Here is a 12998-nt window from a genome sequence, read left to right as displayed (position 1 = left end):
GGCCCGCCTCTTGGCGGGCCGTTTGCGTCCTCAACAGGAGACATGCCAATGACCATCAGCCTGCAAGTGCTCTACCCCGCTTCCGATGAGGCGACGTTTGATTATGACTACTATGTTGAGACCCACCTCCCCCTGATTGAGGAGCATTGGGGTGACTTGATTGAAACGGTCGAGGCGTCGCGTGGGCTGGCCGGGGGGCCGGATGTGCCGCCGCCCTATCTGTTGATCGCGACCATCACCTTTGCCGATCAAGACGCGCTCAACACCGCTATGGGTGAAAAAGGCGGCGTGATTATTGATGATGTGGCCAATTTCACCAACATCCGTCCGCAGATCCTCGTGGGCGAGTTGTTGATGAGCTGAGGCAAGCGCAGCGGTGACCAAAACAGGTCACCGGCGGATATCTGGGGCCTGTGTTTTGAAGAAACGCATTCTGTTCGGAATCGTCGTCGCAGGTTTTGCGTTGGGGCTTGGCGCGGCATCGCAGATCTGGCCAAAGCACTCACGCGCGGAACGTATTGCAGAACTGTTTTATGGTATCTGTCTTGCCCCCATACTGACCGGAGACAGTCCAGACACGCTGCTGTCGGGGCTGACAAGGACACATGATATTTTGGGTGGAAAAGCTTGGATTGATCCTCAATCTATGAGCTTAGTTGAACGCGAAAAGCGGCGGTGTGAGATTTCCACCTTCGCCCCACACCCCCTTCTTTACCAAGATGCAGCGGCCCTACTGCCACTGATTGAGGAGATCGTCAGCGTAGATTTCCCGCAGCTGGCTTATGATCCTAGGGCCAAAATGGGCGATGCCGCCCTGTCCAAAGGGTGGTTCTTGGGGGCGTCACAATCCCCCGAGCGGTGGGGGATTGCGCATTTCGCATATCCCGATTGGGGTGATAGCGCAGGCAGTATTCTCATGTTCGCAGCGCCAGATCGCCCTTTGCTGCGCTAGCGCCGCTCCTGTAGTAACCCCTCACCACATGGTTTTGGCGGCGCGGGGGGCCCATTCCTCATCATAGGCGCGACCGCCTTCTTCGCCTGCGGTTTGCTCGGCGAGGATCTCTCCCATGGAAGGCAGGCCCTCGGCCTCGTTCCCAGAGGTCCAGATCCGCGACCGCATCAGGGCGCGGGCGCATTGGCTGTAGATCTCGTTGATCTTGATCACGATGACCGTGCGCGGCAGTTTGCCCGCTTTGTCAAACCGCTGCAGCAGGTCAGGGTCGGCGGTCACTTTGGCGGTGCCATTCACCCGCACCACATTGTTTGAACCGGGCACCAGAAACATCAGCGATACCCGACCGTCGCGCACGATATTGCGCAAGGAATCGATGCGGTTGTTGCCGTACCAATCCGGCAGCGCCAAGGTGCCGGGATCGAGTTCCAGCACCACCGGGCCATCATCGCCGCGCGGGCTGTCGTCGGTGCCCTCGGGGCCGACCGTGGCCAGCATGCACAGCCGAGACGCCATGATCCACTTGCGATAAAGCGGCGTCATTTGCCGCGCCACTTTACGTAAAGAAGGCGCTCCCGGTGTCCCGTAAAGCGCCTCTAAGTCTTCAATCGATGCGACGAAGTTCATCTTTGTCAAATCCCAGTTCTGCCATCAATGCATCCGACCGGGCTTCAATCTGGCTTTCTAGCTCGGCCATAAATATGTCGCGCGGCTTTCCTTGTGGGATCGGTTCGAGGAATTCGACCACGCCCAGTCCGGGTTTGCGCAAAAGCCCGGTGCGAGGCCAGAGCATGCCAACATTGGTGGCGACCGGAACGCAGGGCTGTTTCAACTCTTCATAGAGCACACCGCTGCCGACTTTGTAAGGTTTTTGTACCCCCGGTGCGACGCGCGTGCCCTGCGGGTAGATCACCAACTGGCCGGGTTCGGAGAATTCGCGCGCCACATCTTTGACCATCTGGGCAATCGCCGCACCACGTTTGCCACGGTTCACCGGGATACAACCCAGACGTTTGGAATAGACGCCAATGATCGGCGTCCACATCAGTTCACGCTTCATGATGAATTTGGCCTGCGGCAGCGCATTGAAAATCACAAGGATATCCAAAAAGCTCTGATGCTTGGCGGCCACGATGACCTCACCTTTGGGCACCGGGCCGCGTACCTCGCAGCGGATGCCAACCATCCAGCGCGCCGACCAGATCGCCCAGCGAGCATAGGTCTTGCACGCTTGGCGCGCGCCGTTCTTCGACATGAGCGCATAGGGGGCAAAGACGATCCCCAGCACCAGCATCGCCACATAGATCTGGATCATATAGAGAAGCGAGCGCAGATATTGAAAAGCTAGGGTCACGCGAGTTCTCCGAGACGTTTGCGGGCAGCGCGGGTGGTGGCAAAAAAGGCCACAAGCGCCGCCAATGGCGGGATGATAAGGGGCAAGAGCCAGCGCCAGTTCTGGAACCCCAGCCCGGTGAGGAAGCCGCCTTCTTCAGAGGCTTCGGGCATCAGGAATACGCCGATCATACCAAGGACAACGCCCACCGCAGCGCCAGAAAGTGCCCGCAGAGTAAAGCGGCGCACAAAGGCCTGCGCGATATAGCCGTCTTGCGCGCCCACAAGGCGCAGCACCTCGATAACCTGGGCGTTGGCGGCAAGGGCTGCATTGGCCGCAAGCGTAATCATCGCCGCCATCGCCCCGCCGATCAGCAGGATCGACACCACACCGAGCCTGCGCAGCGCAATGGCGGCATCGACCAACGGGCGCCGCCAGCGCGCATGATCATCGAGCACCGCGCCGGGCACCTCAGCCTGAAGCCTAAGCCGCAGCCCCTGCGCGTCATAGCCGGGGTCGTCTTCTGTGACTTCGATAAGTTGGGGCACTGGCAGCGTATCAAGCGGTATTCCCGCCCCGAACCATGGCCGCAACAGAGCGGCCTGTTCGTCCTTGGTGAGGGCGCGGGCATTGGCCACGCCGGGGGTCTGGCGCAGGATCTTGAGCGCCGCTTCGGTCTGGGCCTCGCGCTGTTCGGCGGGGGCATTGATGCGCAGGGTTGCCGCACGGGCGAGTTCATCGGACCAGCGGTTGGCGACCCGGCCCGAGGCCAGCGACAGCGCCAGCGCAAAGACACAGAGAAAGGCCATCGCGCCCGACACAAAGAGCGTCAGCTGCGCGGTGAAACCAGAAGGCGGCACCACGCGGTCGGCCTGAGCATCCCCGATAATGAGTTTACGCAGTGCGTTCATAGGTCTGCTCCTGCCGAGATCAGTTGCCGGTTGGAGATCCTGAGCACCCGTGCCTGCACCTGGTTCTTGGCGGCGCGAATAAGCGGCAGATCATGGGTCGCCACGAGGATGGTCTTGCCCATGTGGTTCAACTCAACGAGCAGGCGCAACAGGCGCTGCGACATTTCCCAATCGACGTTGCCGGTGGGTTCATCCGCGATAATCACGTCGGGGCTGAGGATCACGGCGCGCGCCAGAGCGGCGCGTTGACGCTCCCCGCCCGAAAGCTCAGGCGGCAGCGCATCCATCCGTTCCGACAAACCCACCCAGTTCATCAACTCTTGCAGGTTGGCCTGTTCTTCAGAAAGACCCCGGCCCGAGACGGTCAGTGGCAAAGCGATGTTTTCCACCACCGGCAGGTGATCGAGAAAGCGGCAGTCCTGATGCACAACCCCGACGCGGCGGCGCAGATAGGCCATCTGGTCGCGGTCCAGCCCTTTGACATCCATGTTAAAGGCACGCACCCGCCCCGCCGTCGGCGTCAGCGCACCATAGCAGAGTTTCAGCAGGGTGGTTTTGCCTGCACCAGAGGGGCCAGTCAGAAAGTGAAAGGAGCCGGGGGCCAGTTGCACGGAGAGATCGCTAAAGAGCTCACCTCCGCCATAATTGTAACCCACATTTTCAAGTTCGATCACAGTAACATCCCAGCCCGACGTGTCATTCGGTGTTCTTATAGCGGTCCCGCCGTTTGTCGCGGTGTTTTGCACGACCCCTGCGCCAGTTTCAATGGTGCACAAGGGCCAGCCGCGCGCTCATTGTGAGGCTCAGCGGGGATTGGCTCTTTCTTGCCTTTCAGGAAGTTACTATGATTAGAGGGAAATTCACCCTTTTCGCGGCGAGATCGCCCGCCAAGGAGACCGGATGAGACTGATATGCCCCAATTGCGGCGCACAGTATGAAGTGCCCGAGGATGTGATTCCGGAAAACGGGCGCGATGTGCAATGTTCAAATTGCGGCGACACTTGGTTTCAACCCTCCGCCCAGATGCTGGCGGATCAAGACGAGGCGGAGACCGCTCCAGCCGCGCCCGCGCGACAGCCAGAACCAGAACCAGAACCAGAATATGTTGAGCCGGAGCCTGATCCGGTGCCAGAGCCGCGTGCTGGGCCTGCAGACCCGGCCCCTGAACCTGCCCCCGTAGCTGAGCCGGAACCGGAACCCGCCGAAGAGACTTGGCCCCGCTCCCCTGCGCCAGAAGCCGCAGAGGCGCAAGAGCAGTGGCACGAAGATCCCGACGCGCCGGAGCACCCCGAGGACGCGCCTGCGTACGACGACACGCCTGAGCCTGAGCCTGAGCCAGTAGAGGCACATGCAGCGGCCCCTGCCAAGCGCCGCCTTGACCCTGAAATCTCGCGCGTTTTGCGTGAGGAAGCCATGCGCGAAGAGGCGCTGCGGTCGGGTCGGGATGGGCTGGAGACGCAGACCGAAATGGGTCTGGATGATCTCTCGGAGGATGAGACCACCCGCCGTGCGCGCCAATCCCAAGAGCGCGTTGCCCGGATGCGCGGCGAAGAGCCCGCCGCCACCGCAGAACCCGTCGCGGAACCTGCGGCGGATAGACCAGCGGCGGCGGAACGCCCCGCGCCACACCCCGGATCACGTCGAGGGCTGTTGCCCGACATCGAGGAAGTGGCCACCGACGCGCCGGGCGAACCCAAATCCGCCACGCCGCCCCCTGTCGATGTCGCCGCCCCCGCCCCCCGCAAGAGCGGGTTTTCACGCGGGTTCATATTGGTGATCTTGCTGATGGTGGTGGCGATCCTCGCCTATTCCAAAGCTCCGGTCATTGCAGAGCGACTACCGCAGGCCGATCCCTACATCAGCTCTTATGTGGCTTGGGTCGATCAATGGCGGTTCTGGCTTGATGAACAGGCCAAGGCGCTGGCGGCCGAATAAAACACGCCACACTGAGACATCAGGCTGCGCGCGTGTTGTGCAGGTTTTGCTGATGTTCAAGCTAATTTTGGAAAAGAACCGCGCGATGGCAGAGGCCCGCGCGGTTTTTTAATGCGTTCCGCCCAAACCATGAATCACTAAATTGAGCGGAACGCTTTAATGGGCAACATCAGATGGGCTGATCAAAACCGGTCCAGCAACCGCTGCAAATAGTTGCGTTCGCTTTCGCTGCGCTCGCGTTCGCCAGCGCGGCGGCGGATTTCCTCCAAGAGATCCCATGCGCGGCGATAGGCCTGACCGTCGCCGATGCTGTCGCGGCTCAGATAATCGCTGCCTTGCCCGCCACGATCACGTCCCAGTGGATCAAGCGCGTTGCCCTGACGGTTGCTTTGACCCTGTTGGCCACCCGGTTGCTGGCCTTGTTGCTGCTGTTCGGCCATCGCCTCGCCCAAGGCGCGCATACCGTCGCGCAGCGCCTCCATGGCTTCTGACTGACGGTCGATCGCTTCGGCGTAATCGCCGTCGCGCAGGGCGTCTTCTGCCCCTTCCATGGCGCGACCGGCCTGATCGAGCGAGTCCCGCGCCGCTTCGCCCTCGGGTCCACCCAAGGGCAGGCCGTCCCGCTGGCGCTGCAGCTCATTGCGCAGGGTTTGCTGACGTTGCGCCAGATCACCGGTGCCGCCTTGGCCGTCTTGTGACTGGCCGGTTTGTGGCTGCCCACCGTTGCCCTGCTGCTGGCCCTGTTGTTGCCCGCCTTGCTGACCGGGGCTTTCGCCCTCACCGCCCTCACCGCCGCCCTCGTGGCTCTGCCCTCGGCCAAGACCGCCATCGCGGCCCTCATTGCCTCGGCTTTCACCACGCTGCGCATTGGGGTTGAACTGTTCCTGCAGGTCGCGGAAGGCCTGATCCGACAGGCCCTGCTGCTCGCGCAGCGTATCCGCAAGCCCATCCATGGCCTGCTGACCGGGGCTATCGCCCTGCCCGCCTTCACCTTGAGTGACCTGCATGTTTTCCATCATTTGCTGGAACTCGCGCAGAGCCTGTTCGGCTTCGGCCATGCGGCCTTGCTCCATCAGCTCTTGGATGCGGTCCATCATCGACTGCAAATCCTGCTGACTCAGTTGAATGGCGTTGTCGCGGCTTTCGCTGCCGTCCTCATCTTCGTTTTGCTGCTGAGCCTGTCGCGACAGCTGACGCATGTAATCCTGCGTCGCCTCACGCAGTTCTTGCATCAGGCGGGCAATCTCTTCGTCGCTGGCCCCGTCGCGCATCGCCTGACTGAGCCGCTCCTGCGCTTGTCGCATCCGTTCAAGTGCATCGCCGACGTCGCCCTCTTCGAGTTGCAGAGCCAGATCCCAAAGGGCGGTGGCCACTTCCTCCTGATGTTCAGGGCTGAGACCCGCAGTGTTGTAGGCTTCAAGCCGCTTCAGAATAGTGCGCAATTGCAGATAGTTGCCCATATCGGGGAACACATCCTCGGGCCGGTGGCTGAGGGTGCGCAGAATTTGCGCGACGCGAGGGCCGTTGGCCCGTGCCCAGAGGAGATCGCGGCGCTGCTCGATCAGAGCGGCTGCCATCGGATCAAAGAACCGCCGCGCCGTGAGCGGCCCCTGAAGGGTGGCGGGCTGGCTGTGCTGGCCTGCGGCATCATCCGCGCGGAAACTGTAGGTCACTGGCATATTGGCCCAAGGGTGGGCGGAGAATTCCTCTTCCAGAACCTCTGAGAACAGGCGGCGATCCCCGGTCAGTGACAGCGGCAGCGGCAATTCAATCGGCGCGCGTGCATCTGGCGGTGTCGCAAGCCCGTAGCGGCGGTCCAGCGCCTCTTCATCCAGTGAAATCGTCACGGTGCCGCCCACCACGCCATAGTCGTCAGAGGCGCTAAAGGGCAATGTCAGCGTGCCATCGGCAGAGAGATCAGGCTCACCCGCAAGCGACACACGCGGGGGGGTGTCGCGGATCACCTCGACACTCCAGCTGCGCCCGCCGGTACCGTGAATGGTCAGATCGCCCGCCTGCATGACGCTAAAACTCTGTTCGGGCGTCGAGGCGGAGGGCAGTTCTCCGGTGCGACCAGAGACGGTTTCGGCAAGCGTCAGATCGCCGACATCGCCATAAAACCGCAATGTGATGCGGCTGTTTTCCGGCACGCGCAGGGTGTCATCGGACATGTCCCCCAAATAGAGCGTCGGCAGACCGGTGTAGCGTGGTGGCTCCACCCAGCCCTCCCAAGTGGGGCCGGTGAGCCCAGCTGTCCCACTGCCCGGCATCAGATCCGCCACAGTACCAGCCCGCCATGCGGTGCCGAACAACAACCCCGTCACCAGCACCAGCAACGCCACATAGCGCAGCGCATATGGGTCGCGGTCCGCAATGCGCAGATTGGGCGCGGGCGCTTCGGCCTGAGCGGCGCGAGCGGCCATGCGATCCTGATGGGCTTGCCACAGGACAACAGAGGCGGAATCTTGCGCACCGGAGACCTGCGTGTCCAGAATCGCCGCAATCGGGCGACCCGGCAGGGTCTCATCCAGACGGATAAGCGCCTCTTGGCGACTGGGCCAGCGAAACCGGATAGCGCCCCAGAGAAGTGCAGCCGCAGCCCCCACAACCACCAGCACCGCAAGCGCCCAAGCGGCTTCCAGAAGCATCCAATCAAGGATGCCAAGAAAGACCAGACCGGCGGCGAGAAACAGGATGGTTGCAAGCGGCCAGAAACAGCGCCACAGCCGCTCTGAGACCAGTCCGAGCCTTGTCAGCAAGAGCGCCCGGCTGAGCGGAGCCAGCGGGTTGGTGGCCCGTGCCGCACCATCAGCGCGGGATCTATCGGGGGTCTTTTGCTCGCTCATACCGCTCCGCCTTGGGTGTGCCCTGAATGGGGCGTGGCCCTCCCCATGCGTCTCGCCCCATCTAAATGTTCAGATGAGGCAAGCCAAGCGCGCGGGTTACAGCCACTCCGGGATGGTATCGCGATTTATCATCTCGTCAAAGGTCGGGCGTTGCCGGATGACCGCAAATTGATCGCCATGCACCAGAACCTCGGGGATCAGCGGGCGAGAGTTGTATTCGCTCGACATCACCGCGCCGTAAGCGCCCGCACTGCGGAAGGCGACCAGATCGCCCGCCCCCAGCGGCGGCATCTGGCGCTGCTTGGCAAAGGTATCGCCGCTTTCGCAGACCGGGCCGACGATATCGTAAGGTTTGGGTTCCAGTCCCGGCGTAGGCTCCACAACCGGAATAATATCGTGATAGGCCTCATACATGGCAGGGCGAATAAGGTCGTTCATCGCGCCATCCAGAATCAAGAAATCGCGCCCTTCGCCCTCTTTGACGTAGATCACCTTGGAGACCATGATCCCTGCGTTGCCTGCCACCAGTCGGCCCGGCTCGATCTCAATCTCGCAGCCCAGATGGCCGAGTTCTTCCTTGATCATCTGGCCGTATTCCACCGGCAGCGGCGGCGCCTCGTTGGAGCGGGTGTAAGGGATGCCCAACCCGCCGCCCAGATCGAGGCGGCGAATATCGTGACCATCCTCGCGCAGGGCCTGCGTCAGCTCCGCAACCTTTTGATACGCAAGGCGGAACGGGGCGAGATCCGTGAGCTGAGAGCCGATGTGAACGTCGATCCCGATGACCTCAAGCCCCGGCAGGCTGGCGGCATGGGCATAGACCTCGCGGGCGCGCGCAATCGGGATGCCGAATTTGTTCTCGGATTTGCCGGTGGCAATCTTGGCGTGGGTTTTGGCATCCACATCCGGATTCACCCGCACGGTGATCGGCGCGGTGGTGCCGAGTTCCAGCGCGACGGCATTGATGACTTCCATCTCGGGCTCGGATTCGACGTTGAATTGCCGAATGCCGCCGCTCAGCGCGCATCGGATCTCGTCTGTGGTCTTGCCGACGCCGGAAAAGACGATCTTGTCCCCCGGCACGCCTGCGGCCTTGGCGCGGCGATATTCGCCCTCGCTGACCACATCCATGCCCGCACCCGCCGCGGCCAGCGTTTTCAGGATCGCCTGATTGGAGGCGGCCTTCATCGCGTAGCACACCAGATGGTCGGTGCCTTCGAGTGCCTCATCAAACAGGCGGAAGTGGCGCAAGAGCGTCGCGGTCGAATAGACGTAGAACGGCGTGCCCACCGTAGCGGCAATCTCGGCTACGGGGACGTCTTCGGCGTGCAATGCGCCATCGCGGTAGAGAAAATGATCCATGGCCCGCGTTTAGGGCAAAACTGGCCCCTTGGGCAAATGATTCCGATGTGTGGATACACAGGGAGTTGGCTGCCCCGCCTTGCGGCAGGACAACCAGCAGTGCGCCCTTGTCAATCGCCGTAGACGACACCCACGCGCGCCTCGCCAGAGATGTGAATCCCCGGCGCGGTCGGCTCGGCAGGGTTAGATAACGGAGCGCCGGTGCTATCACAGCCGACAACCACGGCCAAACACAGAAAGAGCACGACCGCATCACAGGCCTACACTCAAGGTGACGGGGCCTTTGCTGACGCCGACTGCGCCACCGACATGCACGCCGCTACTAGAGAGGCCAAGACCCGCGTTGAGGCTTGGACGAACGGGTTCGCCATCTGCACCGCAGGCGCTGAGCACCGCTGCGACACCAAGAAACATCAGAATACGGGTCATGTTATTCTCTCCTGCCTCAGGGGGTTAGCCCAAGATCTCTTTCCAGCGAGCCACCTGAGCGCGCACCTGCGCGGGGGCGGTGCCGCCATAAGACATACGCGAATTCACCGAATTCTCGACGCCTAATACAGAGAAGATATCCTCGGTGATGCCCTCATGCACGGATTTCATGTCCTCAAGGGTCAGATCCGGCAAATCAACGCCGCGCCCTTCGGCCATCGCGACCAAAGCGCCGGTGACATGGTGCGCATCGCGGAACGGCACCTTGAGAACCCGCACCATCCAATCCGCCAGATCGGTGGCGGTGGAGAAGCCAGACCCCGCCGCGGCCGCAAGGCTTTCGCGATTGCCGGTCATGTCCTTCACCATGCCTTCCATCGCCGCAAGTGCGAGCATCCAGTTGTCGGCGGCATCAAAGACCTGTTCCTTGTCTTCCTGCATGTCCTTGGAATAGGCCAGTGGCAGCCCCTTCATCACCATCATCAGCGCCGTGTTGGCACCAAAGATTCGACCCACCTTGGCGCGGATCAGCTCGGCGGCGTCAGGGTTCTTCTTCTGCGGCATGATCGAGGAGCCGGTGGAGAACCGATCCGAAAGCGTCACAAAGCGGAACTGCGCCGACGACCAGATCACCAGCTCTTCGGCAAAGCGCGACAGATGCATGGCGCAGATGGAGGCGGTCGACAGAAACTCCAGCGCGAAATCACGGTCCGAGACCGCATCAAGCGAGTTCGCGGTCGGGCGGTCAAAACCAAGGGCTTCGGCGGTCATCTCGCGATCAATCGGGAAAGACGTCCCCGCCAGCGCGGCAGAGCCAAGGGGCGATTCGTTCATCCGTTTGCGGGCATCGCGGACGCGGCTGAGGTCGCGGCCAAACATCTCCACATAGGCCATCATGTGATGCCCCCATGTGACTGGCTGCGCGGTTTGCAAGTGGGTAAAGCCCGGCATCACCCAATCCGCGCCAGCCTCGGCCTGATCCACCAGTGCGCCAATCAGCGCCAGCAGGCCTTTTTCTGCGGCATCGAACTGATCGCGCACCCAGAGTTTGAAGTCTGTTGCGACCTGATCGTTGCGCGACCGGCCAGTGTGCAGACGGCCTGCTGGCTCGCCAATGATCTCCTTGAGGCGCGCCTCGACATTCATGTGGATGTCTTCGAGAGCAGTGGAAAACTGGAAATTTCCGCTTTCGATCTCTGACAAAACGGTGAGCAGCCCTTCACGGATCGCGTCTGCATCACTATCCGTAATCACACCGGTGGCGGCGAGCATCGCAGCATGCGCCCGTGAACCGGCAATATCCTGCGCTGCCATGCGCTGGTCGAATCCGATCGAGGCATTGATGGCCTCCATGATCGCGTCCGGTCCGGCGGCAAAGCGGCCGCCCCACATCTGGTTCGAGGTCTTGTCTGTCATGGCCAACCCTGGAGATACTATGCGTATTGTTCGTCAGCTTTCCCTTTATATGGCCCTTGCCCTCGGTGCAAATGCCGCCTTTGGCGCCGACCTCAGCGCGGTAGAAGCGCTGCGCGAAGGCGACATGAAGAAACTGGTCTTCCACACCGAGGCAAAAGCGGCATCAAATGCCAGTTTTGAGCTGGCCGATGGCGCGGGTGAGGCGCAGCTGTCGGACTATGAGGGCAAATATGTCCTGCTGAACTTCTGGGCCACATGGTGCCCGCCCTGCCGTAAGGAAATGCCGATGCTCTCGGCCCTGCAAGACGAGTTCGGCGGCGAGAATTTCGAAGTTTTGACGCTGGCAACCGGGCGCAACAACCCGGCTGGCATCAAAAAGTTCTTTGACGAAATTGGCGTCACCAATCTGCCGCGCCATCAGGATCCCAAGAGTGCCGTGGCACGCGAAATGGGGGTTTTTGGTCTGCCGATCACCGTGATTCTTGACCCCGAAGGCAATGAGATTGCACGTCTTCGCGGCGAGGCGGACTGGGCGTCAGAGAGCGCACGCGCGGTGATCGCTGCCTTGGTCGCCGGGTCCTGACCGCGGCGAATGCCCCGGGCCTTCTCCTCCGGCAGAGCGACGTTTTTGCGCGTTCTGCCGGCGGGGTAGTTAAAATTCGCGTCTTAATCCCCGCTCAACCCTTTTGAGAGACTGTAGAGTCCAATCTACAACTCGGAAGGCTGCCCTTGCGCAAGGGCACCGCAAACCGATGGGGCTGAGAACGTGAAGAAACGGCATTTCTGGAAGAACGACATCCCGGAAGGGGCTGAAAACCCTCTGTCAGCTGCGATCGTGGCACGCGACCGCAATGTTGTGGACATGGTGGCGGAGGCGGTGAAGCATGATCAGACCCTGCTCGCCTATCAGCCCATCGTGCAAAGTCAGGCAACCGATACCATCGCCTTTTACGAGGGCTACATCCGTGTCATGGACGCCACCGGGCGCATTATCCCCGCGCGCGAGTTCATGGGCGTGATTGAGGAGCGCGAGTTGGGGCGCAAGCTCGACTGCCTCGCGCTGGAACAGGGTCTGCGGGTTCTGCAGCGCAATCCCAATGTGCGGCTGTCGATCAATATGTCCGCCCGGTCCATCGGCTACAGCCAATGGAATAAGGTGCTTGAGCGGTTTTTGGAACGCGATCAGTTTCTGGGCGAACGGCTGGTGCTGGAAATCTCCGAAGCCTCGGCCATGGCCGCGCCAGAACTGGTGATCGACTTTATGGATCAGATGCAACAGCACGGGATCGCCTTTGCGCTTGATAACTTTGGCGCGGGCACCACTGCCATTGGTCATTTCCGCGATTTCTTCTTTGATGCGGTGAAAATTGACGGCCAGTTTGTGCGCGGCGTGCACAGCAACCACGACAATCAAGCGGTAATCAAAGCCCTGATCGCCATCGCCAAACAGTTTGACATGTTTATTGTCGCAGAGTCGGTGGAACGGCAGGAAGACGCAGAATTCCTGATCGCTGCCGGGGCGGATTGCCTGCAAGGCTTCCTCTATGGTGCGCCGTCTATCACGCCCCCTTGGCAGGGCGAAGGTGAGTCGCGCGCCCGCGCCTGATTCCTGCTTGCTGCGATGTTTGCTGCAGTACAGCACCTGATGACACTCCACTGCCACGCGACATGACCCGTGGCAGTGGATCATACATGTCGTTGCATTTCCCGCCCGCATAGCGTCCTCCGCATAAATCCCCAAGTTTCACCGTGGCAGGCAGCGGAACAAGTAGGGGCTGACTTGTGTTTTGTGGCACGTCCGCGCCTTGCTTCAC

The 12998-nt window shown here is 61.4% G+C and carries 13 protein-coding genes; 5 read left to right on the top strand and 8 right to left on the bottom strand.

Annotation, left to right across the window (positions count from 1 at the left end; translation table 11 throughout):
- The first annotated feature begins 48 nt into the window (after window positions 1–48).
- Complete coding sequence (locus UB90_RS18545; protein ID WP_009175624.1) at window positions 49–363, top strand: EthD family reductase; 315 nt, start codon at window positions 49–51, stop codon at window positions 361–363.
- A gap of 55 nt (window positions 364–418) precedes the next feature.
- Window positions 419–952: a hypothetical protein gene (locus UB90_RS18540; RefSeq protein WP_227512127.1), complete on the top strand. Its 534-nt coding sequence runs from the start codon at window positions 419–421 to the stop codon at window positions 950–952.
- Window positions 953–973: 21 nt separating this feature from the next.
- On the opposite strand, the gene UB90_RS18535 is transcribed toward UB90_RS18540, so the two are convergent.
- From UB90_RS18535 to UB90_RS18520, 4 genes are read right to left on the bottom strand one after another with little or no spacing between them, the layout of a single operon-like run.
- Window positions 974–1579 carry a pyridoxamine 5'-phosphate oxidase family protein gene (locus UB90_RS18535; protein WP_065324982.1) on the bottom strand — a complete coding sequence of 202 codons (606 nt, stop codon included), beginning with the start codon at window positions 1577–1579 and terminating at the stop codon, window positions 974–976.
- A complete protein-coding gene (locus UB90_RS18530; protein ID WP_065324983.1) occupies window positions 1557–2306 on the bottom strand; it encodes a lysophospholipid acyltransferase family protein in 750 nt (249 codons plus the stop codon). The genes UB90_RS18535 and UB90_RS18530 overlap by 23 nt, the downstream gene beginning before the upstream one ends.
- Window positions 2303–3196, bottom strand: a complete 894-nt coding sequence (locus UB90_RS18525) for a cell division protein FtsX (protein ID WP_065324984.1) — start codon at window positions 3194–3196, stop codon at window positions 2303–2305. The genes UB90_RS18530 and UB90_RS18525 overlap by 4 nt, the downstream gene beginning before the upstream one ends.
- Window positions 3193–3870, bottom strand: coding sequence for a cell division ATP-binding protein FtsE (locus UB90_RS18520; RefSeq protein WP_009175666.1), 678 nt, complete (start codon window positions 3868–3870; stop codon window positions 3193–3195). The genes UB90_RS18525 and UB90_RS18520 overlap by 4 nt, the downstream gene beginning before the upstream one ends.
- A 226-nt stretch (window positions 3871–4096) precedes the next feature.
- Here UB90_RS18520 and UB90_RS18515 point away from each other — a divergent pair, with 226 nt between their 5' ends.
- Window positions 4097–5131, top strand: coding sequence for a zinc-ribbon domain-containing protein (locus UB90_RS18515; RefSeq protein WP_065324985.1), 1035 nt, complete (start codon window positions 4097–4099; stop codon window positions 5129–5131).
- A 182-nt stretch (window positions 5132–5313) separates the two neighbouring features.
- On the opposite strand, the gene UB90_RS18510 is transcribed toward UB90_RS18515, so the two are convergent.
- The 4 genes from UB90_RS18510 to argH form a co-directional block, all read right to left on the bottom strand.
- Window positions 5314–7977, bottom strand: a complete 2664-nt coding sequence (locus UB90_RS18510; RefSeq protein ID WP_065324986.1) for a TIGR02302 family protein — start codon at window positions 7975–7977, stop codon at window positions 5314–5316.
- Between the two features lie 96 nt (window positions 7978–8073).
- Window positions 8074–9339: a diaminopimelate decarboxylase gene (gene lysA / locus UB90_RS18505; protein WP_065324987.1), complete on the bottom strand. Its 1266-nt coding sequence runs from the start codon at window positions 9337–9339 to the stop codon at window positions 8074–8076.
- Window positions 9340–9591: 252 nt separating this feature from the next.
- Window positions 9592–9768 carry a hypothetical protein gene (locus UB90_RS22950; protein ID WP_165610554.1) on the bottom strand — a complete coding sequence of 59 codons (177 nt, stop codon included), beginning with the start codon at window positions 9766–9768 and terminating at the stop codon, window positions 9592–9594.
- A 24-nt stretch (window positions 9769–9792) separates the two neighbouring features.
- A complete protein-coding gene (argH, locus tag UB90_RS18500; RefSeq protein ID WP_040642900.1) occupies window positions 9793–11184 on the bottom strand; it encodes an argininosuccinate lyase in 1392 nt (463 codons plus the stop codon).
- Window positions 11185–11203: 19 nt separating this feature from the next.
- On the opposite strand from argH, the gene UB90_RS18495 reads away from it, so the two are divergent.
- Complete coding sequence (locus UB90_RS18495) at window positions 11204–11767, top strand: TlpA family protein disulfide reductase (protein WP_065324988.1); 564 nt, start codon at window positions 11204–11206, stop codon at window positions 11765–11767.
- A gap of 183 nt (window positions 11768–11950) precedes the next feature.
- On the top strand, window positions 11951–12790 hold the full coding sequence (locus UB90_RS18490) for an EAL domain-containing protein (protein WP_009175721.1): 840 nt from the start codon (window positions 11951–11953) through the stop codon (window positions 12788–12790).
- Window positions 12791–12998 lie beyond the last annotated feature (208 nt).

The organism is Tritonibacter mobilis, assembly GCF_001681715.1.
In the GTDB taxonomy this organism is placed as follows: Bacteria; Pseudomonadota; Alphaproteobacteria; order Rhodobacterales; family Rhodobacteraceae; genus Epibacterium; species Epibacterium mobile.
Note: the sequence above shows the minus strand (reverse complement) of the source record. Positions and strands in the feature narration are given on the sequence as shown.